Consider the following 26,627-nt stretch of genomic DNA (forward strand, 5'->3'; position numbering starts at 1 on the left):
GGTGCCGAGAAAACATAAAATACCCAAGTCTTAGACTGCAATTCGGGGCAAAAGTTTTCTTTCAAGCATCCGTTATATGACGAAAATTGTCAGGGATATTAGCACAGTGAGCATCTCCTTCTACTTCGACCCGGATGGGGCAGTACCGGAACGGTTCGTCTGTCGGCACATCTGTTACGGAAAAACGAGAGGAGTCTACCCGTTGCCTCGTCCCCTCCTTTGCTCAAGCCCATCAAATCCGGCTGGAACTCATCCGCCCAATCATTCGAGATGCGCTGACGCCTGTTGAGCTGGTTTCAAGCTTGATTATTTTCATACTCTACGGATTGTGCGATTAGAGCTATGCTAAACAGCGCAGTCCACCGCCTGGCGCCAGATATTTTGCGGATATAAACTATAATTATCTTAGAGCGTTACTCTTATTCTCATCCTCTCATTCTCGGTAAAGGGACTATTGTGAACCAATCTTCTGCTGCGTTAGAAAAACGGCGCGCATTTTTCATTCCCGCGCTGATCCTCGTGATCGCGCTTTTGCCTGCCTGTGCAGCATTCGACAAAGACCCGGACCGGGGCGCAACCACAGTGAAGCAGGACGTTTTCGGCGATCAGTTCAATACAGTGGAGTACCTTCCCAGCCAGAACTGGCTGCCTGCCGACAGCTTATGGTTTTACAGCGTGACGCAGGGATCGAACATGATGCCCTATGATTTCTTCATGGTACTGGAAAAGAAAGGCACCTCGGAACCGTTTCGATCCAATGAGAACATGAATGGCTACCGCTATCTGCCGCAGAAGACAACTTCCAGCAATCCCGATGCACTGCCGGTCGGCTTCGTCAAGGATACATACAAAGGCCATGATTACATAGGCCTGACTTGCGCCGCCTGCCACACGGGGCAAATAAACTACAAGGGCAAGGGAATACGTATCGATGGCGGTCCGGCAGGGGCTGATATGGAAACGTTCATGGCGGATATCATCCGCGCAATGAAAGCCACCCTCGAAAATGGCGAAGCCCGGAAACGGTTCGTGGAGAACGTCCTGGCGCGCGGAAACTATAAAACAGAGGCGGAAGTCGAGGCTGATCTCAGAAAATACATCCAGCGTCTCACCAATTACATTACGATCAACTACAGTACGACACATTACGGCTATGCGCGGCTGGATGCATTTGGACGAATCTATAACCGGGTGTTGGAACATACCGTAAACGTCAAAGCGCTCAGGGAGTTATTGCGCGACCCCATGGTGATGAGAAAAGGGGTGCTAAGTGAAGAAGAACTGGACGCGTTATTCCGCGATGTTGACAATGTGCGTGTTCTAAGCGGAGAGCAGCGTGATCGAATAGTTGAAAATCTCATGAAAGCCTTGAACGAGAAGAAAGGGCGGGATGCGCTCGAATCGCTCTGGAAGCTAAGGACAAAGCTGTTCAATATGCCTAATGCCCCCGTCAGCTATCCTTTCCTTTGGGACACCCCTCAGCATGATTATGTTCAATGGAATGGGCTAACGGAAAATGCTGGCTTGAAGGCTATCGCTCGCAACGCGGGAGAGGCGATTGGCGTATTCGGCACTTTGGATTGGACCGAAAGAGAGGGATTTTCATTGCCGGCATTCATTACCGGCCAAGGCTTGTTCAGCAAGCACATTAGCTACGACTCTTCCGTTAATGTAATGAATTTACGCCGGATCGAGGCTCGCCTATTAAGCCTGCAATCTCCACTGTGGCCAGAAAATATTCTTCCGCCCATTGACAAGGCTCGTCTCGTGAAGGGGAGATCGCTGTTCAATCAGCATTGCGTAAGTTGTCATACCAACCTCAAACGCGACGATCCTGATCGCCGCATTGTGGCGCATATGTCGAGGGCCCGCGATGTCGGTACCGATCTCCAGATGGCTGAGAACAGCGTAAATTACCAGGGTTACTCAGGCATACAACGAAATCTATATGTTGGCGCCGGTGGGGTGGGTGACATTTTGCTCGATCAGCGCGCGCCGGTTTCGGCCTTGCTGACAAAAGCGACAATAGGGGTCGTCGCCAACCCCGAACCGGACAAGTGGTTCCTGCAGCGTTGGGGCGAGTGGGCCTATAATCTGGCGACTGGGTTTCGTGATAATAAGATCAAACCTTCGATCAAGCACGGCGATTATGACCCCGACACGACAGCCAATCCGGTTGCCTCGCTGAAATCGTACAAGGCCCGGCCGCTCAACGGCATCTGGGCAACTGCGCCTTACCTGCATAATGGTTCCGTACCTACACTCTACGATTTGCTGCTGCCGAAAAAGCGACCCGGAGACCCCGAAGGCGGGGAATACCGGCCTGATGAGTTCGTAGTGGGATCGCGGGAATTCGAGCCCGACAAGGTCGGGTTCAAAAGCAGCGGTTACGAAGGCTTTACATTTAATACCAAGGGAATCTGGGACGACAGGACAGGAGACTATACCAAGGGAAACAGCAATGCCGGGCATGAGTACGGGGCAAGACGCGTAGCCGACGAGTCTAATGGATCTGTAGACCAGAAGGATAGAGACCTGTGTTCGAACGACAAGATCAAAGATGAAGATGAGTCCATCAAAGGCAAATGCCTGTATCCCATGTCCAGGGAAGACCGCCTCGACCTGCTTGAATATTTGAAGACGCTATGATCCGGACCTGCTTTGATTTTTCGACATTCGCTATATACAAACGATAAGGGAGCTACCGATGAGTGCAAGTCATTACCTGGAGCAATATGATGCCGCTGCCGATTCAGATAAATTTGGATTGGTCCGCCGTTGGATCGATACGGAACCCTTGCCGTTTTTTAAGGAATTGCGCGAAAAGCGGCCGATTCTCGTGACGTCGAAATGCACATTGATCACACGCTTCGACGATGTCAGGGAAGTCCTGAACATGCCCAAGGTATTCACGGTTGCGCCTTACGCACCAAAAATGGGCAACTACCTGATGATGCACGATGATGATGCCCTGCATACACGTGAAAAATCCTTGATGCAATGCATGTTGAATCGCGATGATCTCCCCGCGGTGCGCGAAATGGTGGGCAAGGTTTCCCGGGAGATACTCGACAATGCCCATGGAAACATCGAGTTGGTCGGCAATTATTGCCGCATGGTGCCTGCCACCCTGGTGCGGGAATATTTTGGGCTTACCGGAGCAAAGCGGGCCGATTTAATCGAATGGTCTTACTGGAACCAATGCGATACCTTTCATAATCATCCTTTTGACGCGCTGCCGCCGGAAAAATCCCAATACATCATCGACCGTCACAATGAAACTTCCAAAGAACTGGGCAAGTTCATCGTCGAACTTATTGCTCGCCGTTTGCTGCAAGTAAAGGCTGAACAACTCACCTTCTCGACTCTCATTCGGCTGGACGATGATATCGTGACCAGAATGTTGCGCACGGATTATCCAAAACAACTGGATTTTGATATCAAACGCCTGGGGATTAACGCGGGCGGTCTTTTGATCGGCGCCATCGAGACGACCTCGCAGGCCGTTGCGCAGGTGATGCAATATCTGCTGGACCGCCCGGAATGGCTCGCCAAGGCAACAACCGCTGCTCAGCAGGAAAACACCGCTGAATTCGATGGCTTCGTCTGGGAGGCCCTACGCTTCGTGCCGATCACGCCTTATTTGTTCCGCACTTGCGAAAGCGACTATACCGCAGCCAAGGGCACGGAACATGCAACGTTGCTTCGCGCGGGAACCTATGTGCTGCCGGTAACCTTGTCGGCAATGTTCGATGAGAGAGCGTTCGAATCACCAGACGAGTTTATCCCGAAGCGTAACTGGTATAACTATTTTCATTTCGGCTTCGGCAGCCATGAGTGCCTGGGGCGCTACGTCGGCATGGTCATGATCCCGGAGATGGTACGCCAGGTCCTGATCCGGCGGAACATTGCGGCTAAAGCCCCCATCGACTATAAGGATGGCCCTTTCCCCGAACAGTATCACCTTTCCTGGGCCGTGCAATGAAGGATGGTCATCCTGAGATAGCGGGGGTCGATCTGTCGGTTAAGACTGCCGGTGAGGTTGAACAAGGTCTGCGCCGGGCGTAGACCTGTAGTTATCGGGCTCCTGCATCCTTGAGTAGTTTTACTACATCCTGGTGACGATACCTGGATGCCAGCATCAGTGCTGTTGCGCCGTTACCTGCTGTCGCATTCACATCGGCCTTGGCGGAAAGCAGTGTTTGCACCACCCCAGTATGGCCGATCTGCGATGCAAGCATCAGTGCGGTAGCGCCATTGCCTAATCTACCATCCACATCGGCCCCGGCGGCGAGCAGCATTTGCACGATCTGCCGTTGCCCCTCCTGTGCGGCCTGCATCAATACGGTAACGCCATCGGCTCTCCTGGCATTCGCGTCGGCCTTGGCGGAAAGCAGCTGCTGCACTACTTGCCGGTGACCTTTTTGTGAAGCATGCATCAACGCGGTAGTGCCGTTGAGCGTCTTTGCGTTTACATCTGCCCTGGTTTCGATCAGCAATTGCACCACCTCTTCATAGCCGTTCTGCGATGCCGCTATCAAGGCGGTGACACCGTCGGGCGCCCGGGCATTCACATTGACTTTTGCAGCGAGCAGTGTCTTGACCCGAGAGAGATCACCGTTGCCGGATGCAGCAATAAGCCTTTCCTCATCTATATTCGCCCACGTACTCGCCGCGGTGCACAATAAAAACATCGCGCCAAAAATGGAGAAACTTCTGCCGATTATTCCAATTTCGTTTTTCATACCAGCCCTCATATTCCTGATTCGAGTTGCGGCAGGAATGATAGTTGCGCTACCCTCGTTCCGGTTCACGCCTATTCCGTTCATTTTTCCGCTGGCTCGTGCGCACCGACAACGCTGGCTCCTGCTGTACCGACAAAGTAAATTGATCCGAAAATACAGTCATCCTTTTAGTTTTGACGGCAATACTCTACACTTGTCCAGCTCAATAAATGTCGAAGTTATATTATCCCGAATCCGGCAGTTGCCCGCTCATTTTTCGGATCATTCACCAACCAAGCGCTATAACCGAAGGTTTTTTACCCTTTTACCCTTTTACCTCTTAAGCTTCACCTTCCTGGCTGAGCTGGCTACGGGGCAGATTCAGGATTATCTTTTTTAAGGAATTGATGCGAAAACTCTTTTTATTACTATCATTGCTGTCGATAGTCTCAGCTGCAAGTGCTGCCGAAAATCATATCCGTCCCGGATTATGGGAAGTCACAACCACGTCAATGCTGTTGGCGCTGGTGCCCCAGATTCCGCCCGAGCAGATGCAGAAATTGACCAGCTTGGCCAAGCAATATGGATTGGATATGCCTCAGATCCAGGATGGGGCGGCGACATCCAGAGTCTGCATTACGCAGCAAATGGCGGATGAAGAAATTCCATCTTATTTTCACGTACAGGAATCGGGTTGTAGCATCAAAAATGCGATTCGGGCAGAAAACAGCTACAAAATGGATCTCGTCTGCACCCATTCTCAACTAAAAGGCAACGGACGAGCTGAAGGAACATTTATTACTCCCGAGCGCTTCTCTGGATGGACCATATTTAATGGTACGGTACAAGATAATCCCGTCAATGAGCACGCGGATACCAGTGGCCGGTGGATCAGTGCAAGTTGTGGAACGGTGAGGTCAGCGCATTGATCTCGCACTTATCTGGCACTGATTTTTTGGTCAGCTCGTCACTCCGTAACGGTCGCGCATAGCTACCAGCAGTTTTTCATGGATTCCGCCGAAACCGCCGTTGCTCATGATGAGTATGTGATCGCCGGGCGTGGCGGTAGCTGTAATGGCTCCGATCAACGCGCCCAGATCGTCGTGGTATATGGCTTTCTCACCCAGGGAAACCAACGCCTCTTTCACATCCCAGCCCAGATTGGCCGTATAGCTAAACACCAGGTCCGCAGCCGCAAGGCTATCCGCCAGGCTGTCTTTCCATAAACCCATCTTCATCGTGTTGGAACGAGGCTCCAGCACTGCGATGATGCGAGCATCTCTCGTCTTATCGCGCAGGCCCTGGAGCGTTGTCCGGATGGCTGTGGGGTGATGGGCAAAATCGTCGTAGACGACGATGCCCTCGACCATACCTCGGACCTCCATCCGGCGCTTGACGTTCTTGAATTCCAGTAGCGCACTGATGGAAATATTTACGGGGATACCGGCGTGGCGGGCAGCGGCCAACGCAGCAAGCGCATTCATCCGGTTGTGTTCGCCCAGCAATTGCCAATGCAGCGTTCCCTGAGGTTCGCCCATCAAAGAAATAGCGACCTGGCCGTCGGCGAGAATATCAGCCTGCCAACCGCTTGCTACCCCTACCCTTTCCACGGGTGTCCAGCACCCCCGGTTCAACACACGCTCCAGGCTCTCTTCCCGGCCATTGGCGATGATAAGGCCGTTGCCGGGAACTATCCGTACTAGATGGTGAAACTGCTGCTCGATCGCGGCAAGATCAGCAAAGATGTCCGCATGATCAAACTCCAGATTATTGAGTATTACAGTTCTTGGGTGAAAGTGGACAAACTTGGAGCGCTTATCGAAAAAAGCGGTGTCATATTCGTCCGCCTCGATGACAAAAAAGCTTGAACTACCCAGTCTGGCGGATGACCCGAAGTTTTCCGGTATGCCACCAATGAGGAACCCCGGCGCCAATCCCGCGTATTCAAGGATCCATGCCAGCATTGCGCTCGTGGTCGTCTTGCCGTGCGTGCCGGCAACAGCCAGAACCCATTTGTCGCGCAAGACATTATCCGAAAGCCACTGGGGACCCGAAACATAGGGAAGGCCACGGTTGAGGATTTCCTCCATGAGCGGGTTGCCGCGCGTCACTACGTTACCAATTACGAACAGGTCGGGATTCAGTTGGATTTGTTCCGGCGAAAACCCTTCAATCAACTCAATTCCTTGAGAAATGAGTTGGCTACTCATGGGTGGATACACGCCCGCGTCGCAGCCGGTTACTCTATGGCCGGCTGCTCGCGCGATCGTCGCTATACCGCCCATGAATGTGCCGCAAATGCCGAGAATATGAATATGCAAAGCTTAGCCCCTGAATTTCGTGAATATGAAAATGAAAAGGAACACGCGCCAACCAGTGCTTTGCAGCGTAAAATTGAAGCGCAATCAACCGCTCCTCGTGAAAAAAAGTGAATGGGAATGTATCGTAGTAATCTGGCAAGCCAATCAATGCTGCAAATATTCTCATGCAGACATATGCATTAACAAGAGCTTGGGGCGTATACCCGAAGTGCGATGACGCTGCATTCGCGGTTCCGTTGCAAACCGATGACTCGGGGCTTGGATATTGTTACTCTTAGCCGGCATAGCTTATCTTCTGTTTTTTGTTACACTTACAGCTTTGTCCCCCGTTAACTCATCATCAAGGCCAGCTGAGTCGCAGGCTCAATGCAAGGCATCCCTCGATTTTTACAAGCCTGGTTCAAATACGCTACGTGCTCTCTCGCTTCGATATCTGTAATACGAGACTTATAAATCTGAAAACGGAAATTCATCCGTATCAAGAAGATTTCCTCTTCAGGCTGAATATCCTCAAATGAAATCGCGTTTTTCCCGCCCCATTTGCTGGTCAGTTCTTTTATTTTGCCTTGCATATGATGCGCGCGCAGATACGCCGTCGCCTGCCTCCAAAAGCACGTCCGAAAGCACAGCGCCCCCCGCCCGCACAACCAGTGACAACAAGCCTTCGCTTATCGACACAGAACACATACAGGGCCGCCATGAATATGAGGCTGAAGCCAGGGGCGAGGCTGAGCTGCGGCGTGACCGTCTGCGCTCAGCCGAACAAATGAAAGGTCGTCAAAAAACCGATGATAAGGCACTCGGAACTAACGCATCCATTGAACAACCCGGTAGCGCCGCGGAAGGCGCTCAATCCAGGCCGAAGCAGAACTATACACGATCACCGGCAGAAGAAAATGAGTCTGCTTTGGGCGGCTCGTCCATAGAAACGGAAATGGGTGAAAACGAGACTGCTCGCGCCCGAACTGGGCGCCCATCAGGTCATATGGCGGAAGAAGATGAAGCCAGGCTGCGCGGCAGCACACGGCCGGGCTCCGCCAGCGTAGCGGCTGGCGCCAGGCCGGATAAAAGCGCTTCGACTTTTACCGAGGCTCAACATATCCATGGACACCTGGCACAGGAGGGTGAAGCAAAACTGCGGCTCGGAGGACAAGCCGAGCCCGAGGCTGAGGTCGAAGTGGCGACGGCCGAAATGGACACAGCAGCAAAAAAAACCAAACCTGTATTCGTTGCAGCTGAGCGAGTACAAGGGCACTCAGGCAAGGAAATCGAGGCGATAGGCAAGGCTGAGCTGTCTAACGGTGATCAGCTCATCTCCGCCGAGCGATTGAAATACAATCAGGAGACGGACGATGCGGAGGCCGAAGGCAGCGTGCGTGTCGAACAACGCGGCGATATATTGGAGGGCTCGCAGCTCAAGTTCAACCTATTGAGCAAAACGGGACAGTTGAGCCAGCCCAACTATCGCTTGAAAGATGCCAGCAGCCGGGGCTATGCCGAGACGCTGCTCTTTGAGGGCGAGAACCAATATCGGCTAAAAAAGGCAACCTATACCACATGCCCGGCCGGGGACGACGACTGGTTTCTTCAGGTGGCCAATCTCAAGCTCGACGATAAGACAAAAAAAGGCACGGCCAGAGCGGTTAAACTCACATTTCTGGACGTTCCCATATTGTATACGCCCTGGATGGATTTTTCATATAGCGGACAGCGCAAGTCCGGCTTGCTTGCTCCCTTGTACGGTGTCAATGCCAAAACCGGCCTTGAACTCACTGTGCCTTTCTACTGGAATATTGCCCCCAACTATGATGCGACAGTCTCGGCACGCCTGATGTCCAAGCGTGGCGTCGCATTTAACAACGAGTTACGCTATCTGGGCGAGAACTCAAACGGCACTTTATTGGCTGACGTATTGCCGCGCGACCTGAGCACCGGGCAAACCCGCTGGCGCACGTCCCTCTTCCATAACTATAACCTGGGCTACGGCTTCTCCACCCGAATAGACTATAACCAGGTTTCCGATGACACCTATTTCCGCGATCTGGGCAACAGCCTGAACCTCACTTCCCGGACCAATCTGTTGCAGCAGGGCATAGTGTCCTACAACCGCGCCTTGGGAGACGATGGCACGCTGAATTTCAGCTCGTTGGTACAAAGCTTTCAGACTATTCAGGATCCTCGCGCGCCTATTGCCGTCCCGTACAAGCGCCTGCCCCAGTTCACAGTCGCCGCGAACAAACCGGATGTTTTCGGCATGGACCTGAATCTTATCGGCAGCTGGTCAAATTTTTCGCATCCCACGCAAATAAACGGCACTCGCCTGGTGCTCTTTCCCAGCGTTAGCTACCCTCTTCGCAACTCATTTGGCTACATCACCCCGAAGATCGGGGTACACCATACCCGATATAACCTCGACGCTACCGCGTCGCCGGATTCGAATCCTAATCGTACCATCCCGATGTTCAGCGTCGACAGCGGGATTGCGTTTGACCGCGGGATATCGCTGGGGGGCGAGCGCTTCACTCAAACGCTCGAGCCACGCTTGTTCTACGTATATGTGCCGTTTCGCGACCAGAGCCATCTGCCCAACTTCGACTCCGCCAGGACGGACTTCAGCTTCGCTCAGATGTTGACCGAAAACCGCTTTAGCGGCAGCGACCGCATTAATGATGCGAATCAGGTGACGTTGGCGCTCACATCGCGCCTGATCGCGCCCAGCTCGGGCAGGGAAGTGGTGCGTGTCACCGTTGGCCAGCAGCTGAGCTTCATTGATCGCAGGATAGTATTGGAGGCGCCAGGAACGATAAACCGTCGCCCGGATTTTGTTGCTGCGGTGACGGGGTTTATAACGCCGACAATCAGTACCGATTCAAGCGTGCAATATGACCAGACCCAGTTCATGGTCGACGTCGTACGCTCAGGCTTGAGCTATCGCCCCGAGCCTGGCAGGGTAGTCAATGTCGGTTATCGGTTTACGCGTGACGTGCTGCATCAGGTTGATGCCTCAAGCCAGTGGCGTTGGTCGGAAAAATGGCAAACTGTCGCGCGTCTGAATTACTCGCTGCAGGATCAGAGAATTCTGGAAGGACTGGCGGGACTTGAGTATAATGCGTGCTGCTGGTCGTTGCGGTTCGTACTCCAGCATCTCATCACCGCAACCCAGAAAACCACGACGGCGGCTTTTTTGCAGCTCGAGTTGAACGGGCTGATGCAAATCGGATCGAACCCGCTAAATGTCCTGCAACGCAGCATTCCGGGGTATACCAAAACGGGTGTCCCGGGAAACAGTCTCATGGAAAGTCCATAAACGGGGGTCCTGCACCGTTATTCTTCGCGTAAGCGTCATTTCATCCCTCTATATTCTCTGATAGCGCTTATTCACATGGGTACGAAATTTTTGTTGCGTCCCCCTGTCCTGATGGCATTGCTGGCCACTGGAATGATTGTTGCCCAGCAGCACGCCCATTCAGGCAGCGTTGAGACCATCGATCATATTGTCGCGGTTGTGAATGAAAACGTGATTACGCGCCACGAACTGGACGAGGTGCTCAGCGCCACGCTCAAACAGTTGCAGAAGCAGGGCGTGCAGCCTCCTCCACCCGCCATTCTCGAAAAGCAGATTCTGGACCGTATTATCGTCAATCGGGTGCAGTTACAACTCGCGAAAGAAACCGGCTTGACAGTAAGCGATACTGAGCTCGATCAAACGCTGCGCCGCATCGCGCAGGAAAACAAGATGTCATTAACGGAATTTACCAGCGCGCTCGAGCAGGATGGCGTCTCTTTCAATAGATTTCGGGATGAAATCCGCGATGAGATCATCTTGGTGCGACTGAAAGAACGCGAGGTAAGTAACCGGGTAAGCGTGTCAGAAGGGGAGGTAGATAATTATCTGGAAACCCAGGAAATTTCGTCCGGAAATAATGATGAATATCGCATTGCGCATATTCTGGTAACGATATCTGAGAACGCAACCCCCTCACAAACCGAAGCTCGGCGGCTGCGAGCGGAAGCCGCCCTGGCGCTCTTGAAGAACGGCACTGAATTTGCCCAGGTCGCCGCAGAATACTCCGACGCTCCCGATGCGATGACGGGCGGGTTACTTGACTGGCGGCCCGCTGCCCAATTAACGAAAAAATTTTCCGAGCTGCTGACCCCGATGAAACCCGGCGGAATCACACCGATCGTTCCAAGCCCGGGTGGGTTTCATATTCTCAAACTGGTCGACCGCCGCAGTCCGCAAGGCGCCGTAACAGTGGTGGATCAGACCCATGTTCGCCACATTCTTGTAAAAATCAGCGAGCTTACATCTGAAGCCGACGCGAGACGGCGGGTATCCGAGTTGAAAGAGCGCTTGGACCATGGCGGCAGTTTTGAGGAACTGGCGAAACTTCATTCTGAAGATTCCGCATCCTCCTCTGGAGGTGATCTGGGCTGGGTCTCGCCAGGCGACACCGTACCGGAATTCGAACAGGCCATGAACGCCCTTGAACCCAATCAGGTTAGTGAACCGGTACAGTCCCCGTTTGGCTGGCATTTGATCCAGGTTCTTGCGCGCCGCTCGCAGGATGTCAGCCAGGAGCGACAGCGGCAAACGGCACGCCAGTCCATCCGAACGCGCAAAGCGGACGAAGCGTTTCAGGATTGGCTGCAGCGGTTGCGTGATCGCGCGTACGTCGAATATCGGCTGGAGGAAGGACAGGATCGGCACGCCGCTGAATAAAACCACGCCCCTTGACGGGATGGAAGGGCTGAAGCTTGCTCTCACCGCGGGAGAACCCGCGGGGATCGGTCCCGATCTGTGTGTGCAAATGGCTCAACTGGATTTGCCATACAATCTGGTTGTCATTGCTGATCGTCATTTGTTGCGGGAGCGCGCCCGGCTGCTACAGCTCCCGCTGAAGATGATGGACTACTCGCCCGACATTGAGGTTAAGCACAAGACTGGCCGGTTGCAGGTACTGCACGTACCGCTGGCCAAACGGCCGACCCCCGGAAAACTTGAATCAGCCAATGCGCGCTACGTGCTAAAAACGCTGGAACGCGCCGTTGAGGGATGCGGCAATGGTGAATTCAATGCAATGGTAACCGGCCCGGTACATAAAGGCATCATAAACGATGCTGGCATCGCCTTCACGGGCCACACGGAGTACCTGGCACAACTGACCAAAAGCCGGGTAGTAATGATGCTCGTTGGCGGCGGCATGCGCGTAACGCTGGCAACTACCCATTTGCCCCTTAAGGATGTGGCTGCGGCGATCACGCGCGAAATGCTGGAGCAGAAACTGCGCATCATTTGGCATGATTTGATCGCACGCTTTGCAATTCCCCTGCCGCGTATCGCCGTAGCCGGACTGAATCCTCATGCGGGTGAATCAGGTCATCTTGGCAGAGAAGAGATAGAAACCATTATTCCGGCGCTGGATAAGCTGCGCGCCGAGGGCATGGATTTGATCGGTCCGCTGCCAGCTGATACCCTGTTTAATCCACCAAAGCTGAAGAATTACGACTGCATATTCGTGATGTATCACGACCAGGGCCTACCGGTGCTGAAGTACGCGAGCTTTGGCAGCGCTGTAAACGTGACATTGGGACTGCCCCTCATCCGCACTTCGGTTGACCATGGCACTGCACTTGACCTGGCAGGAACCGGCCGCGCCGATCCGGGCAGTTTGATCGCGGCAATTGAAATGGCCGCGATGTTAGCTGGAAATCGGAAATAGAATCTTCGAAGGATAGCGTCGGCCTGCGCGCGCGCATCCGCGTTGCCGGATAAATCATGCACATTCCCCGTAAGCGCTTCGGCCAGAATTTTCTGGTTGATTCCCAGATCGTAATGGATATAGTCCGCGCTATCCATCCTTCCAGGGCCGACCTGCTGGTAGAGATCGGACCGGGACTGGGCGCATTGACGCGGCCCTTGTTGCAATCGCTCGATCATTTACAAGTCGTGGAAATTGACCGCGATATCGTCGAGCGTTTGCGCCGGGAGTTTTCTGAAAAGAAGTTGACGGTTTATTCGGCCGATGCATTGGAATTCGATTTTGCCGCTCTGGGAGAAAATCTGCGGGTTGTTGGAAACCTTCCCTACAATATTTCCACGCCTATCCTTTTTCATTTAAGTAAATTTGCGGGCAATATACAGGACATGCATTTCATGCTGCAAAAGGAAGTGGTCGCACGCATGGTGGCTGCACCCTCCACTCCGGATTACGGACGACTTTCGGTGATGCTGCAATGTCGCTTCCAGATGGAACAACTCTTCATCGTCCCACCCGAATGTTTCCACCCCGCCCCAAAGGTGGAGTCGGCGGTTGTTCGCATAATCCCACGTGGGGAATCACTGATTGAAGCCAGCAAGGAAAGGTTATTTGCAGGTATTGTTTCCGCCGCCTTTTCGCAGCGGCGCAAAACCTTGCGCAATACGCTGCACGCCCATCTCAAGCCGGAGGATTATCTGGCGCTGGATATCGATCCCATTTCACGGGCGGAGAATTTGTCGGTGGAGCAGTTTGTAGCGATTGCAGACCGCCTGGGGGAACGATAGCTTCCATAATGCAAACCCCGGCCTCATAGATTTACTTGTCGTCACCGAAGATAGCTCAGTCATCTCGAATAAAGCCACGCCGAGTGACCGCAAGAATCATGGAACGGGCGCATCGCATGATTGGATAGAGGCATTTCGCTACCCACTTGTACCTGAAGAGGTGGTAGTTGATCCAATTGAAGGCATTCCCTGGGGTATCGATCAATGCAAGAAACCGGATTGCAGCAGCCCCCTGATAGCGGGCAGAACCGATTTCGACGATCATACCCGTGTTCAAGTTCATTCCCTCCGCTCCGAATTGTCGTGCCACAAGCGGGTATTCGCGAGCGTCGATCAGTTCCACGTTGAACGAGGCACGTATCCGAAGCAGCCTGACGTAACTGTTGCAAAACGGGCACGCACCATCGTAGTAGATACGAATATTCTTTGGCTCGGCGGCCGAATCAATGCCGATCAAGCCGTGAAAAGTTTTCATTCCCACTGCTCAGCCCAGCATCGACAGAATTGATGGAAGTATTGCGGCGAATGGCAACGCTCTGCAGATCAGAATGGATCAGGGAAATAAGACTCGATTGATTTGCGAGATTACGCTCCACCGGTACGTCACCCCTTGCATTCGCCGTCGGATGGTTGTCGTATCACCTCTTCGGCATATAAAGATCAGTTATCGTCCCTTCTGCAATCTCAGCTGCAAAAAACACCGTTTCAGATAGGGTCGGATGCGGATGAATGGTGAGGCCGATATCTTCCATATCTGCGCCCATTTCCAGCCCCAGCACGGTTTCGGAGATCAGTTCGCCCGCGTTGACGCCTACTATGCCAGCGCCGAGAATGCGGCGGGTTTTCTTGTCCAGCAATAGCTTGGTCAAGCCTTCATCACGCGCCATGGCAAGTGCCCGGCCGCTTGCGGCCCAGTGGAACGCCGCCTTTTCGTATTCCACGCCCTGCTTTTTAGCTTCCGTTTCGGTTAATCCCATCCAGGCAATTTCCGGATCGGTGTAAGCCACCGACGGAATTGCGCGTGCGTCGAATACCGCATTTTTCATTTTTTCTCCGCCGACAATGATTTCCGCGGCAAGCTTGCCTTCGTGCGAGGCTTTGTGCGCCAGCATGGGTTCACCGACGATGTCGCCGATTGCGAAAATATGCGGCACATTGGTGCGCAACTGCTTATCCACCGAAATGAAGCCGCGCTCACTCACGTTGACGCCGGCACGCTCGGCACCGATATCGCGTCCGTTGGGACGGCGACCTACCGCCATGAGAATGCGGTCGTATGTTTGCGGCTCTGGCGTAGCGCTTGAGTTCAGTCCCTCAAATGTAACTTTCAGTCCATTTTCTTGGGACTCGATTCCGGTAACCCTGGTTTTCAGATAGATGGCTTCATAGCGCTTCTGTATGCGTTTGTGCAGCGGTTTGATAAGGTCCGAATCCGCGCCAGGAATCAATTGATCCATCAATTCGACCACGCTCACTTTCGAACCCAGCGCGTCATAAACCGTCGCCATTTCCAGGCCGATTATGCCACCGCCAATGATGAGCATGCGCTTTGGAATTTCCTCCAGCTTCAATGCGCCGGTTGAATCGACGATGCGGGGATCATCATATGGGAAACCGGGAATGCGTGCCGCGCTTGAGCCCGCGGCAATAATGCAATGTTCAAACGACACATTTTTCTGACCGTCGGCTGTTTCCACCTGCATCATATTGGGCGACATGAACGTGCCGATGCCTCGCACAACCTCGACCTTGCGCTTCTGCGCGAGCCCCGACAATCCTTTTGTGAGCTTGCCGGTGATGGAATCCTTCCATTTTCGCAGCTTGTCTATTTCTATGCCGGGCTTGCCGAAAACAATGCCCTGCTGAGCCGTTTCCTCGGCATCGGTAATAACTTTTGCCACATGCAGCAGCGCCTTGGAAGGAATACAGCCGACATTGAGGCACACGCCGCCCAGCGTTGGGTAACGCTCGATCAATACCACTTTCTTGCCAAGATCGGCGGCGCGAAACGCAGCGGTGTAGCCGCCCGGGCCCGCGCCCAGCACCACGATATCGGCATGGATGTCGCCGCGCGGCACGGCGGTGGTGGAATTGTCTGCTGTAGGTTCCGGGTGGACGACAACGGGTGCACCACGCTTTCCTTCGTCCTTTTCCAGAGCAAGCGTGGAGTCCGGAGAAGCTTTTTTGTTCAGCTCAGCTGTCCCCGTCGCTGATGCCGCCGCCTCCAGCATCAATATGACTGATCCTTCTGAAACCTTATCGCCGAGCTTGACGTTGATTTCCTTCACAATGCCGGCTTGAGGCGAAGGAATTTCCATCGCCGCCTTTTCGGTTTCGAGCGTGATAAGCGGCGTTTCCTTTTCCACCGTCTCGCTCGGTTTCACCAGGATTTCGATAACGGGAACATCCTTGAAGTCACCGATATCGGGGATTTTGATTTCGATAAGTTGAGCCATGAAAACCTTGATTTGAGGGAAAAAACTGAGCTCCCTGTTGGAAGTTTAATACCGGGTCTATTGCCTGACGTGCCCGTCACCCAGCACAATGAATTTCTGGCTGGTCAGCCCTTCAAGTCCCACCGGACCACGGGCGTGTATTTTGTCGGTCGAGATGCCTATTTCCGCACCGAGGCCATACTCGAACCCATCGGCAAAGCGGGTGGAAGTATTCACCATCACCGAACTGGAATCCACCTCGCGCAGGAAACGGCGGGCGCGGCCATAGTCTTCGGTAATGATCGAATCGGTATGCTGCGAGCCATAAACGGCAATGTGCTCGATAGCCTGATCCAGCCCGCTTACCACACGTATGCTGAGAATCGGCGCGAGATACTCGGTGTGCCAGTCTTCTTCCGTCGCTTCGCTCATCTGGGGAATAATGGCGCGGGAAGCGGCATCGCCGCGAAGTTCCACACCCTTATCCAGATAGATTTGGCACAGGGGTGGTAATACTTCCCCGGCGATGGCCTCATGCACCAGCAATGTTTCCATGGTGTTGCAAGTGCCGTAGCGCTGTGTTTTCGCGTTGTCTGCAACACAAATAGCCTTCGCTAGATCGGCGCCATCATCGATATAAACGTGACAGACACCATGCAAATGCTTGATGACCGGAATACGCGCTTCGTTGGAGATACGTTCGATCAGCCCCTTGCCCCCGCGCGGCACGATTACGTCGACGAATTCTTTCATGGTAATGAGCTCGCCCACGGCCGCCCTATCCGTGGTTTCGATTATCTGTATCGCCGTTTCCGGCAGCCCGGCAGCTTTCAACCCTTCCTTCACGCAAGCTGCGATAGCCTGATTACTACGGATCGCTTCCGATCCGCCGCGCAGTATCGCCGCATTGCCTGCCTTGAGGCATAATCCCGCCGCGTCCGCCGTAACATTAGGCCGCGCTTCATAAATGATGCCGATCACGCCAAGCGGCACGCGCATTTTTCCGACCTGGATGCCTGCGGGACGGTACTTCAGATCGCTGATCTCGCCGACCGGATCGGGCAGCGCCACAATTTGCAACAGACCTTCCGCCATGCTCGCAATGCTTTTGGAAGTGAGCGTCAAGCGATCGATCAAGGCTGGTTCCAACCCTCGGATTTTCGCGTTGTCCACGTCCCCGGCATTTGCGGCCAGCAGTTGCTGCTCGTCACGCTTGATGGCTAAAGCCATGAGCGTGAGCGCGCGGTTTTTGTCGGCGGGCTCCGCCTTGGCCATCAGACGTGATGCGGTGCGAGCCTCACGTCCTATTGATTGCATGTAAGTCTTGATGTCAATGATGTCCATGCCACAGTTCCATTTAGACAATGAATTAATAGGTGCGAAATTCTAGCGATATAAGCCTAGAACGACCCAATGTTGCTAATGCTTGGTAACCGCGAAGCGCAACCCCAACTGCAGTAATTCATCCCACGCATCACCCTTCGCAACGCCCTTGCTGATCCTGTCTATTTTCGCAGCATGCATCAAGGCCGACACCAACGGTTTGAGATCAAGGCGCCTGGCAGCGCTTTCCATTGCTTTTTGTTGATCCCCCCAGGCTCTTATCTGGCTCATCAATTGCGTAAGAGGCCTGCCGGAATCCAAGCCTTTACGAATCATTATCAACGAGCGTATTTGTCCCGCAAGGGTGTTCACAATCAGCGGCAACGCCGCGCCCTCGCCCTGCAAACCTTCCAGCATGCGGGCATAACGCACGGTTTCCCCCGCCATCAGTGCATCTGATAACTTGAAAACGTCGTAACGCGCCACATCCAGTACCGCATCTTTCACCTGCTCGAAGGACAACACTCCAGGCGGATAAAGCAATGCAAGCTTCTTGAGTTCCTGATAAGCTGCGATCAGGTTACCCTCAACCTTGTCAGCCAAAAACCGCACGGTTTCCGGGTCGGCTTTCTGCGCTTGCATGTCCAGGCGCTGGCCGATCCACATGGGTAGCCGGGTGCGTTCCACTGGATAGACCGGAACCATCACACCCGCGCCTTCAAGCGCTTTGAACCACTTGGTTGCCGCACCCTGCTTGTCGATTCTGGGCAAAGTGACGAGCGTGACGGTATGGGGGGGCAGCGAACAGCAATATCCCTCTATTACCGCACTGCCCGGATTCCCCGGTTTACCGGACGGAATGCGTATATCCATTATACGTCTTTCACCAAATAGCGACAGACTACTGCTGCGCTGCTGCAGATCCGTCCAGTTGAAATGATGGTCTACGGCAAAAATCTCACGCTCGATATAGCCTGCCTGATACGCCTTGGCACGAATCAGATCCGCAGCCTCGATAATCAGCAGCAGCTCGTCGCCAAATACCGTGTAGAGCGGCGCAACCTGCTTCCGAAGATGCTGGGAAAGGTTATCGGGGGTAATACGCATGGCATTCCTTTATGGCACGCGAGTCTGCCATCCTTGCCCCATTAACCTTCCGCTACCTTAACCGCCTCCAGTCGCCGCACGATCTGCGCTGCGGAATCGCTTTGCATTTCTCTGACGAGCATCGCCTCCTCGCCCTCTTTACCCACTACTTGCGCATCGGTATAAGGGAGAATGCGACGCAATGCAATCTCGCTCGTAGGGATGAGTTCTTCTCCCTTGGCATTGATGAGGCGAAATGAAATCCGATAGAAGAGTTCAAATTCCCGCACCCGTCCGCCTCCCGATACCGACATGATTTGCTTGTCATTCGTCACGCTGACAATTTCCAGTATGGCCTGGGCATTTTTCGGCTTGTCAATAATGCGGGTAGTGGTACTGGCCTTGATGAGGCGCCGCAGATCAGTACCGATAGGATGCCCTGCGGGGAATGATATATAGAGCGTTTCGAATGGCAGTTTAGCCTGGCCGCGCAACTGAAAACCACAGGCAGCCAGAAAGAAACAGAATACAACCAGCAGAACTTTTTTCATGCAGCATCCTCACATTCAGTTTCAGGAACCTCTGAACAGGCCCGCAAAGTGCCGTTGCGCCCGCGTCGGGCTTGTTCAGGAATTTCTTCAGACAACGATGTTCACCAATCTACCCGGCACGACCACGATCTTCTTGATCTCACCAGTCACGAATTTACGCACCTGCTCGCTTTCCAGCGCAAAACGCTCGATGGCCGCGGATTCCGTATCTCTGGCAACGCGTATTTTGCCACGCAGTTTGCCGTTGACCTGGACTATCAGTTCAATCTCATCCTGGATAAGCGCCATGCTATCGACTTCCGGCCAGGACTGATCTAGGAGTTCGGTTCCCGGCTTAAGTTCACGCCATAGGGCGTGACAGATGTGGGGAATGATGGGTGATAACAGTAATACAATGCTTTCCATCGCCTCCTGCATCAGGCCGCGCGCAGCCGGGCTGGGATCCTGCAGTTTTCCAAGCGCGTTCATTAACTCCATCACGGCTGCGATGGCGGTATTGAAGGTGTGCCGCCTCCCCAGATCGTCGCCAACCTTGGCGATAGTTTGATGCAATTGGTAACGCAAGGATTGCAGTCCCGAACCGAGGTCTTCATTTTGGGCCGAACGGTCAATCGCCCCACCTTGCTGCAGATGTTCGTAAACCTGTTTCCATAACCGCTTCAGAAAGCGGAATGCGCCATCTATCCCGGCATCTGCCCATTCGAGGGTCTGCTCGGGCGGGCTCGCGAACATCATGAACAGCCTTGCGGTATCGGCTCCATATTGTTCGACCAGTTTTTGCGGATCGACGCCGTTATTCCTGGATTTCGACATGGTGCCGATCCCACCCAACTCCACCGGTTGACCATCCGTGCGCAGCAACGCGCCAATGCGTCGACCTTGCTCATCGGTTTGAATATCGACGTCCGCCGGATTGAAGTAGACGATGCGCCCGGTTTCCGTTTTTCGAAACATGATCTCGTTCAAAACCATGCCCTGGGTCAGCAGGTTGGCGAAGGGCTCGTCGAACACGACCAACCCGAGATCGTGCATGACCTTGCTCCAGAAGCGAGAGTAGAGGAGATGCAAAATGGCGTGTTCGATGCCGCCGATGTATTGGTCCACCGGCAACCAGTAATCCACACGCGCATCGACCATGCTCTTGTTCTGGTCGGCACAGGCGTAGCGGGTGTAATACCACGAGGAATCGACGAAAGTATCCATGGTGTCTGTTTCCCGCCGTGCTGGCTTGCCGCAGCGGGGACATTGACACGCGTAAAATGATGGGGTCTTCGCTAACGGGTTGCCGGAGCCATCCGGCACAAGGTTGTCCGGAAGCACGACGGGAAGCTGGTCATCGGGTACCGGTACCACACCACACGCATCACAATAAATGAGAGGAATAGGGCAGCCCCAGTAACGCTGACGTGAAATGCCCCAATCGCGAAGACGGTAGTGCACACGTTTTTCACCCAATCCCTTATGTTGCAATGCCGCCGCGATTGCATCCACAGCCGCTTGAAATACAAGACCGGAAAATTCGCCTGAATCAAACGTAAGACCGTACTCTACGTACGCTTGCGCAAGCGGCATTCCCAGATCGGAATCAACTGGCTTGATCACCGGCTTGATCGGTAGAAAATATTTGGTCGCGAACTCAAAATCACGTTCGTCGTGGGCCGGCACCGCCATTACCGCGCCTTCGCCGTAACCCATGAGTACGTAATTGGCTATCCATACCGGAAGTTTTGCACCGGTCAGCGGATGGATGACAAACAGCCCCGTGTCCATGCCTTTCTTTTCCTGAGTCGCAATTTCTGCTTCCATGGTGGCGCCATGCTTGCACGCCTCGATGAACTCGCCAAGCTCAGACCTGTTTTCCGCCGCATATAGCGCAACAGGATGTTCCGCTGCCACAGCAACATAAGTTGCGCCCAGCAGCGTATCCGCGCGTGTCGTAAAAACCTTCAGCGCTTGGGGCATGCCGGACTCGGCGTCGGCAGGAAACGTCACATCGACCCCGAAGCTCTTGCCGATCCAGTTTGCCTGCATGGTCTTTACCCGCTCAGGCCAACCGGGGAGCGTATCCAATGTTTCCAGCAGTTCATCGGCATACGCGGTAATTTTCATGTAATACATCGGGATTTCGCGCTTTTCCACCAGCGCACCGGTGCGCCACCCCCGTCCGTCGATGACCTGCTCATTGGCCAGCACCGTCTGATCGACCGGGTCCCAGTTGACCGTCCCGGTCGTTCTGTAAGCCAGTCCTTTTTCCAGCATTCGGAGAAACAGCCATTGATTCCACCGGTAGTACTCTGGACTACAGGTTGCAAGCTCGCGGCTCCAGTCGATGGCCAGCCCCAGACTCTGCAGCTGCTTCCGCATGTAAGCGATGTTATCGTGCGTCCACTTCGCCGGCGGCACATTGTTCTGCATCGCCGCATTCTCCGCAGGCAAACCGAAAGCATCCCAGCCCATAGGTTGCAGAACGTTGTAACCCAGCATGCGGCGATAGCGTGACAGCACGTCGCCAATCGTATAATTGCGTACGTGTCCCATATGCAGTTTGCCCGATGGATAGGGAAACATGGAGAGGCAGTAATATTTTTGCTTTCCGGGGATCTCTACGGCTCTGAACGCAGCGGTATCGTTCCAGTGCCGCTGGGCTTCCGCTTCGATTTCCTGTGGGTGATATTTTTCCTGCATAAAATCCCGACTTTCCTGCCGCAAAACATGGAATTATACCGCGAACCAAAATTCCCCACGTTACGCATGTTGATTTACATCAAGATAAAAATTGCAGATTGCGTGCGATGCGCCCTGCGCTCTCCATCACGCTTCATCAAGTGCTGTCTGAAGAATTCATTCGGGCAAGGGATTAGACGCGAACGCTGCCGCCAGCCGGAACCGACTCCAACGGCTGCGGCAGCTCTTGTCCAGGACCATCGTTTTACTGGATTACGAGAGTCAGCCGGAAATCACCACGCAGCAGATTGAGAACAATGACATCTTCGCTCATTTGCAACACCGCCAGAAATTCCTGTACCGTGCGGATCTTTCTACGATTGACCCCGACAATGATATCGCCAGGCCTCAGACCATGCAGCCAGGCAGGACTATTTGCATCGGCCTTGGTCACCAGCACCCCTTCCACCTTACCACGTGGCGACCCGCTTTTGAGATTAGCCACCGTTGCGCCCGCGAGTTGAGGCACTGTTTCCGCCTCGGTGCCCGATTCATCAAGCGGCTTCGCGATCTTGAACTTCGCGTTAATAACTTTACCTTCCCTCAAGAGCTTTAGGCTTATCGTTTCGCCGATTGGCGTCATCCCTATCTTGTTGCGCAAATCGACGGAATTTCTTACGGGTCGCCCGTTAACCGCCGTCACCACGTCACGGGGCCGCAGGCCTGCCTTTTCTGCTGTCGAGTTAGGCTCGACTGTACTGATGATCGCACCTTCGGTGGAACGCAGCCCGAGGGATGCGGCCAAGTCGTAGGTAATGTCTTCGCCGCTCGCGCCCAGCCTGCCTCGACTCACTTCGCCAAAACGCACAATCTGATCGAGCACGGCCTTTACCATGACGCTGGGTATGGCGAGGCCGATGCCCACGTTGGCGCCGGATGGCCCTACAATAGCTGTGTTGATACCGATCAGCTCCCCCTTGAGATCGACCAGCGCACCGCCGGAATTACCCGGATTGATGGAAGCATCGGTCTGTATGAAATCCTCATAACCTTCGATATCGAGCCCGCTTCTTCCCAGCGCGCTCACGATACCCGAGGTCACCGTCTGCCCCAGGCCAAACGGATTGCCGATCGCAACCACGAAGTCTCCTACGTTGAGCAACTCGGAATCGCCAAGGCGTAAAGCCTGCAGATCCTTTGCATCGATCTGCAGCACGGCGATATCCGTACCCGGGTCCGTTCCCACCAGCTTCGCCTGGAACTGGCGTCGATCCTTGAGCGTGACCATCACCTGCCGGGCATTCTTTATCACATGATAATTTGTCACGACATACCCGTTTGCTGCGTCCACGATAACGCCGGACCCGGCACTACGCTCGGGGCGCGCCGCCTGATCGGGGAGATCGAAAAAACGGCGGAAAAACGGGTCGCGAAACAAGGGATTGTCTTCGATGGCGGAAGGCGTCAGCACGGAAATATTCACGACCGCCGGGGTTACGTCATGAAGTAGCGGCGCCAACGTAGGCAAGCCGTTTTTGCTGTTGGTGAATGGCACAGCGGAGTAGCCGGGCAACGCCACCGCCAGCAAAGCAATCAAACTGGTATGGAGTAAAATAATCCTGAAGGACTTTTGCATTGATAGACCGGGTATTTTTTGGGGGGTCAAGCGAAATACCTATTCATTCGACTCAGTGCTCAAACTCAACATTTCTTCTATGCCAGTCTCGAATATTTCCGGGTCGAAAGCCTTGTCGCCATCCACAGCAGGCCCGCTTCCAGCCTTGAGCCCGTGAAAATTATAGAGCGTGGGATCTGCCAGATGTGAAGGCTGGATATTCTGCAATGCCGTAAACATGGTTTCCAGCCTGCCGGGATATTTTTTATCCCATTGCTGCAGCATTTCCTTCACCGCCTGGCGCTGGAGATTTTTCTGCGATCCGCACAGATTGCAAGGAATGATGGGAAAATCTTCTATCTCGGCATAAGCCGCCAGATCTTTCTCCTTACAGTAGGCCAATGGACGGATCACGATATGCCGGCCATCATCGCTCACCAGCTTGGGCGGCATGGTCTTCAGCTTGCCGCCATAGAACAAGTTGAGGAACAGCGTCTCGAGGATGTCGTCCCTATGATGCCCCAGTGCGATTTTTGTCGCGCCCAGTTCGCCGGCAACACGGTAGAGTACACCGCGGCGCAAACGGGAACAGAGACTGCAGGTGGTTTTACCTTCCGCAATGACGCGTTTCACCACGCTGTAGGTATCCTGCTCGACAATCTGAAAGGGCATTTCAATACTGGTGAGGTAACCCGGCAATACGTGCTCGGGAAATCCCGGCTGTTTCTGGTCCAGATTCACTGCAATCAATTCGAATTCTATCGGCGCATGCGCCTGCAAATTACGCAGGATATCGAGTAAGGCATAGCTATCCTTACCGCCCGAAAGACATACCATCACGCGGTCCCCATTCTCGATCATGTTGAAATCCGCAATGGCCGTGCCGACAAGGCGCCTCAACCGCTTATGCAGTTTATTGACGTTGTGTTGTTCTTTTCTGGACATCATTCCCATCGACAACCTCATCCCCACCACACTGATTGGAAAAACCCGCAGTAGCGCCGTAGCGCTCGAAGACTAAGCATTATTAACTAATCCTCAGGCATTTTCCCAGATTAAGCTCAGTTTGGACAGGGTGGCCCTGCGGACGGTGGCAACCTCATGGATCAAGAATGTTTGGTAGACCGAGTCCTTCACTGACAGAAGCCTGAAAAGCGGATTGCTGCTTCCTCACTAGAACAGTCGATTTCGGAAGATTCTTCATACCATTTTTTCAATATGAAAAAAACAGATAACCAAGTGAAATGTTATTAGTTTCAATTATAAGTCGCGACTGGTAACTTTCGCTCTGTCCACTCTTCACTCTGGAAAACGAATGGTAGCGATAGGGAAAATTACGGGTTTGGAAGAAAAACAGGCGGGACCTGAAAAGGCCGGCAAACAGATTCCCGTGGATATCAAGCAGCGGGTCCTGTTCGCGATCACCAATATTGAGTATGGCTCGGTAGAGGTAACCATTCATGGCGGCAAAGTGGTGCAGATTGAGTGTCGCGAAAAAACTCGCGTAAGCTAAAGCGCGTTAGGGCGCATCAAGGGCGCACCAATATACGTTAATCCGAAAAAAGGCCGGTGTAGCCGCGGTAGTGTAATTCCACGACCCGAGTCATCTACCGATAAAAACCAAGGCGCTGCAAGAAAAAAAACTGCCGACCAAGCGATTGGAGGCGATAAACGATAAAACCAAAGCTGTCCCTGACCGGGATACCGGAAGGCCGATTCAGGAGAGAGGAATGAAACTTCATAGGCGAATCATGCTTGCATCTGCAATTTCAATATTGCCGATCGGCGTGATTCAAACGGATGTGAATGCTGGGAAATTTGAGGCGCCAGGAATGAGTAAAGAAGACGGCAAAATTGGCCGAGAAGATGAAGGCGGCAAAATTTTAAAGTCGCAAGTTACCGATATTAATAAGGCGGATGCGGAAAAACCATCCGTGCCGAAAGCGGAAAAGAAATCGACAAGCTACTTCAAACCTTCCAGTAGCTATTCCACCCAACCGGAATCCGATCCGCCGCGATACGTGCGTACGCTCAGCAAAACGGGGATCGAGGCATTCAAGGATATCTACTGGCTGGATGTTGGCCTGGACCATAGAACACGTTACGAGTTTCGCAGTAATGACATACGCCGAACAGACCTCAGGCTCGACCAGCCTTTTTTGCTACGCTCGCGCGCCTATTTTGGAATAAAGGAAATTCTGGACCCGCTGCGGGGCGCTGTCGAGTTTCAGGACTCGCGGCGCTACAACGGCAATTTTCCGCACGATGATCGTGATTTCAATGACTACGAGCTGATCCAGGCGTATGGCGAACTGTATTTCGAAGGCGCCCTGGGAGCGGATGACCGGAAGCAGCAGCGACCGATCAGGTTTCGTGCAGGCCGAATGGCCTATGAAGCGCTGGATCGGCGCCTGATAGGCCGGAATGAATGGCGCAATACCACGAATACTTTTGAAGGCTTCCGCATCAATCTGGGCCAGGAAATCAACGATTGGGAGATCGATTTATGGGCTTATCAACCTGTCAAACGGCTACCGACCGAGTTTGACCAACGCATGGAGAATCAGTGGTTCTACGGCGCAATCGGACATTGGCGCCGGTGGTCGGACATTATCACGCTCCAGCCATATTACATGGGCCTTGTACAGGACGGCAGCAAGATAGGCCAGATTGATCGACATATCCATGCGCCGGCCCTGCGGGGTTACGGCAAGATAGGCGATACCGGCCTGGACTATGATTTTAACCTGATTTATCAATTCGGGGAAAACGGAACGCAGCGCCATGAGGCCTATGGGTATACCACTGAAGTCGGGTATACCTTCAAGCAGAGCTGGAAACCGCGTATCAGCGCATTTTATGGATATGCAAGTGGTGACCGGCATCCCAATGACGATGTAAACAATCGTTTTGAGCGGTTCTTTGGTTTTGCGCGGCCCTGGTCGGCGGACGATTACATCGTTTTCGAGAACATCAAGGCGCCCAAGATCAAGCTCGAGTTTCAGCCGACAGCGGACTTGCGTATAGACGGCGGTTACAGCTGGTTTTGGCTTGCCAGCAGTACAGATCGCTTTAACAATCTTCTTGATGGTAATAACAGCGCCATCCCAAATCCAGGTTTTAATCGTGATGCTACTGGAAGGAGCGGCGACTTTATCGGGCATTCCGTTGATATTCGTGCCCGCTACAAGATTACGGAACACATCAATACCACAGTCGGTTACTCCCATTTTACAAGCGGTGAATTCACGCGTAACAGGCAGATGGCGGCACTTGGCAAAAGCCCCGGCAGTTCCGACTTTTTTTATGTTGAAGTTGTAGTCAGTGCTTTTTAGCTTCTTAACCAGATTTTTGACTATCC

The 26,627-nt window shown here is 53.4% G+C and carries 21 protein-coding genes; 10 read left to right on the plus strand and 11 right to left on the minus strand.

The window, feature by feature from the left end; all coding sequences use genetic code 11:
* The first annotated feature begins 456 nt into the window (after positions 1 to 456).
* Positions 457 to 2,649, plus strand: a complete 2,193-nt coding sequence (locus tag BLS94_RS08075; protein WP_305367566.1) for a di-heme-cytochrome C peroxidase — start codon at positions 457 to 459, stop codon at positions 2,647 to 2,649.
* Between the two features lie 58 nt (positions 2,650 to 2,707).
* Positions 2,708 to 3,985 (plus strand): cytochrome P450, encoded by a 1,278-nt coding sequence (locus tag BLS94_RS08080; protein WP_090959444.1) that lies wholly within the window; start codon positions 2,708 to 2,710, stop codon positions 3,983 to 3,985.
* A gap of 91 nt (positions 3,986 to 4,076) precedes the next feature.
* Here the strand turns inward: BLS94_RS08080 and BLS94_RS08085 are convergent, their stop codons facing one another.
* Positions 4,077 to 4,745, minus strand: a complete 669-nt coding sequence (locus BLS94_RS08085) for an ankyrin repeat domain-containing protein (protein WP_176767831.1) — start codon at positions 4,743 to 4,745, stop codon at positions 4,077 to 4,079.
* A 386-nt stretch (positions 4,746 to 5,131) separates the two neighbouring features.
* On the opposite strand from BLS94_RS08085, the gene BLS94_RS08090 reads away from it, so the two are divergent.
* Positions 5,132 to 5,653, plus strand: coding sequence for a DUF3617 domain-containing protein (locus BLS94_RS08090; RefSeq protein WP_090959450.1), 522 nt, complete (start codon positions 5,132 to 5,134; stop codon positions 5,651 to 5,653).
* 30 nt (positions 5,654 to 5,683) lie between these two features.
* Here the strand turns inward: BLS94_RS08090 and mpl are convergent, their stop codons facing one another.
* Positions 5,684 to 7,045 (minus strand): UDP-N-acetylmuramate:L-alanyl-gamma-D-glutamyl-meso-diaminopimelate ligase, encoded by a 1,362-nt coding sequence (gene mpl, locus BLS94_RS08095; RefSeq protein WP_090959453.1) that lies wholly within the window; start codon positions 7,043 to 7,045, stop codon positions 5,684 to 5,686.
* Here mpl and BLS94_RS14880 point away from each other — a divergent pair.
* Positions 6,971 to 7,156 (plus strand): hypothetical protein, encoded by a 186-nt coding sequence (locus tag BLS94_RS14880; RefSeq protein WP_176767828.1) that lies wholly within the window; start codon positions 6,971 to 6,973, stop codon positions 7,154 to 7,156. The two genes, mpl and BLS94_RS14880, sit on opposite strands and share 75 nt — an antisense overlap.
* A 218-nt stretch (positions 7,157 to 7,374) precedes the next feature.
* On the opposite strand, the gene BLS94_RS14885 is transcribed toward BLS94_RS14880, so the two are convergent.
* Positions 7,375 to 7,617: a hypothetical protein gene (locus BLS94_RS14885; RefSeq protein ID WP_176767829.1), complete on the minus strand. Its 243-nt coding sequence runs from the start codon at positions 7,615 to 7,617 to the stop codon at positions 7,375 to 7,377.
* A gap of 194 nt (positions 7,618 to 7,811) precedes the next feature.
* Here BLS94_RS14885 and BLS94_RS08100 point away from each other — a divergent pair, with 194 nt between their 5' ends.
* From BLS94_RS08100 to rsmA, 4 genes are all read left to right on the plus strand, one after another.
* Positions 7,812 to 10,352 (plus strand): LPS-assembly protein LptD, encoded by a 2,541-nt coding sequence (locus tag BLS94_RS08100; protein ID WP_256325341.1) that lies wholly within the window; start codon positions 7,812 to 7,814, stop codon positions 10,350 to 10,352.
* Positions 10,353 to 10,427: 75 nt separating this feature from the next.
* The gene (locus BLS94_RS08105; RefSeq protein WP_090959458.1) at positions 10,428 to 11,768 is read left to right on the plus strand and encodes a peptidylprolyl isomerase; all 1,341 of its coding nucleotides are present in this window, start codon (positions 10,428 to 10,430) and stop codon (positions 11,766 to 11,768) included.
* Positions 11,769 to 11,787: 19 nt separating this feature from the next.
* On the plus strand, positions 11,788 to 12,768 hold the full coding sequence (pdxA, locus tag BLS94_RS08110) for a 4-hydroxythreonine-4-phosphate dehydrogenase PdxA (protein WP_090959461.1): 981 nt from the start codon (positions 11,788 to 11,790) through the stop codon (positions 12,766 to 12,768).
* 56 nt (positions 12,769 to 12,824) lie between these two features.
* Entirely contained in the window at positions 12,825 to 13,592 is a 768-nt protein-coding gene (gene rsmA, locus BLS94_RS08115) for a 16S rRNA (adenine(1518)-N(6)/adenine(1519)-N(6))-dimethyltransferase RsmA (RefSeq protein ID WP_371130251.1), read from the plus strand.
* 55 nt (positions 13,593 to 13,647) lie between these two features.
* Here rsmA and BLS94_RS08120 read toward each other — a convergent pair whose 3' ends face one another.
* The 8 genes from BLS94_RS08120 to ttcA form a co-directional block, all read right to left on the minus strand.
* On the minus strand, positions 13,648 to 14,067 hold the full coding sequence (locus BLS94_RS08120; RefSeq protein WP_090959469.1) for a DCC1-like thiol-disulfide oxidoreductase family protein: 420 nt from the start codon (positions 14,065 to 14,067) through the stop codon (positions 13,648 to 13,650).
* Between the two features lie 163 nt (positions 14,068 to 14,230).
* Positions 14,231 to 16,048, minus strand: coding sequence for a dihydrolipoyl dehydrogenase (lpdA, locus tag BLS94_RS08125; protein ID WP_090959472.1), 1,818 nt, complete (start codon positions 16,046 to 16,048; stop codon positions 14,231 to 14,233).
* 57 nt (positions 16,049 to 16,105) lie between these two features.
* Complete coding sequence (locus BLS94_RS08130; protein WP_090959475.1) at positions 16,106 to 17,371, minus strand: glutamate-5-semialdehyde dehydrogenase; 1,266 nt, start codon at positions 17,369 to 17,371, stop codon at positions 16,106 to 16,108.
* Between the two features lie 75 nt (positions 17,372 to 17,446).
* A complete protein-coding gene (gene holA / locus BLS94_RS08135) occupies positions 17,447 to 18,457 on the minus strand; it encodes a DNA polymerase III subunit delta (protein ID WP_090959477.1) in 1,011 nt (336 codons plus the stop codon).
* A gap of 41 nt (positions 18,458 to 18,498) precedes the next feature.
* Positions 18,499 to 18,987, minus strand: a complete 489-nt coding sequence (gene lptE / locus BLS94_RS08140) for an LPS-assembly lipoprotein LptE (protein WP_072766550.1) — start codon at positions 18,985 to 18,987, stop codon at positions 18,499 to 18,501.
* 87 nt (positions 18,988 to 19,074) lie between these two features.
* Entirely contained in the window at positions 19,075 to 21,672 is a 2,598-nt protein-coding gene (gene leuS, locus BLS94_RS08145; protein ID WP_090959481.1) for a leucine--tRNA ligase, read from the minus strand.
* A 244-nt stretch (positions 21,673 to 21,916) separates the two neighbouring features.
* Positions 21,917 to 23,287, minus strand: a complete 1,371-nt coding sequence (locus tag BLS94_RS08150) for a Do family serine endopeptidase (protein ID WP_072766552.1) — start codon at positions 23,285 to 23,287, stop codon at positions 21,917 to 21,919.
* Positions 23,288 to 23,326: 39 nt separating this feature from the next.
* On the minus strand, positions 23,327 to 24,211 hold the full coding sequence (ttcA, locus tag BLS94_RS08155) for a tRNA 2-thiocytidine(32) synthetase TtcA (protein ID WP_218124769.1): 885 nt from the start codon (positions 24,209 to 24,211) through the stop codon (positions 23,327 to 23,329).
* A 370-nt stretch (positions 24,212 to 24,581) separates the two neighbouring features.
* Here ttcA and BLS94_RS08160 point away from each other — a divergent pair, with 370 nt between their 5' ends.
* On the plus strand, positions 24,582 to 24,779 hold the full coding sequence (locus BLS94_RS08160) for a YezD family protein (protein WP_090959488.1): 198 nt from the start codon (positions 24,582 to 24,584) through the stop codon (positions 24,777 to 24,779).
* Positions 24,780 to 24,996: 217 nt separating this feature from the next.
* Positions 24,997 to 26,601 (plus strand): alginate export family protein, encoded by a 1,605-nt coding sequence (locus tag BLS94_RS08165; RefSeq protein ID WP_090959491.1) that lies wholly within the window; start codon positions 24,997 to 24,999, stop codon positions 26,599 to 26,601.
* Positions 26,602 to 26,627 lie beyond the last annotated feature (26 nt).

It is taken from the genome of Nitrosospira sp. Nsp18 (assembly GCF_900103145.1).
Lineage (GTDB): Bacteria > Pseudomonadota > Gammaproteobacteria > Burkholderiales > Nitrosomonadaceae > Nitrosospira.